Below are 694 nucleotides of genomic sequence, written 5' to 3' on the forward strand. Positions count from 1 at the left end.
ATGTTGAATTATATCTATTAAAGTGATTTTACGACTGAGACCATATTTTAGTTATTCAAGAAAAGCGCCTGATTGTTGAAGATCGTTATTGAAGAAAAGCACCCGTTAGTTGTATAAGGTGTTAAGAGATTTTATTCCAAATCTTTAAAGCAGCTGGATAACATTTTTGTATCGTCAAATCTTCCCCGAACCACTTAATAAATACTTCGTTTATTCCTACTGCCAATTCCTCAACAGTATTCATATCATTTAATAGTTCTACAATGTCCCTTATTTCTGGGGCATATTCATCATCCGGACAACCCAAACCAAGTAAGCCAATTGGAGCCCATTCATCAATTATTTCTTTTACAAAATAAAATTTTCCCAAACATATCCCCCCTAAAAGTATATTTCTACAAGGTCTATCCTGCGAGTTACCTCTATAAAAAAGCAGCAATTGAGCAGCTCATGCTCTTAAACTAACGCGCCAGTTAGACGAACACAAGAATTAATAATTTTTCTATGCTTATTGGTTTCCTATTATCTGAAGAACTATGCTAAATGAAGAACAATAGCTAAGATTGACTATGAGAAATAAATTATAAAGTTTTATGAAACATTTAATTAAGTAATTGACAATTTTTTTAATTAGAGTTATTATTATCTCGAATTAAAGATATTTTAATTAAAGATATTTCGTTAATCACAAAGT

1 protein-coding gene is annotated in these 694 nt (G+C 30.5%); it reads right to left on the minus strand.

The genetic code is table 11. The features are described 5' to 3' along the window. Positions 1–121: 121 nt before the first annotated feature. Positions 122–370 carry a DUF1871 family protein gene (locus tag CN514_RS23635; protein ID WP_176526054.1) on the minus strand — a complete coding sequence of 83 codons (249 nt, stop codon included), beginning with the start codon at positions 368–370 and terminating at the stop codon, positions 122–124. Between the last annotated feature and the right edge of the window lie 324 nt (positions 371–694).

Origin of the sequence: Bacillus sp. AFS001701 (assembly GCF_002559405.1) — a bacterium.
GTDB lineage: Bacteria > Bacillota > Bacilli > Bacillales > Bacillaceae_G > Gottfriedia.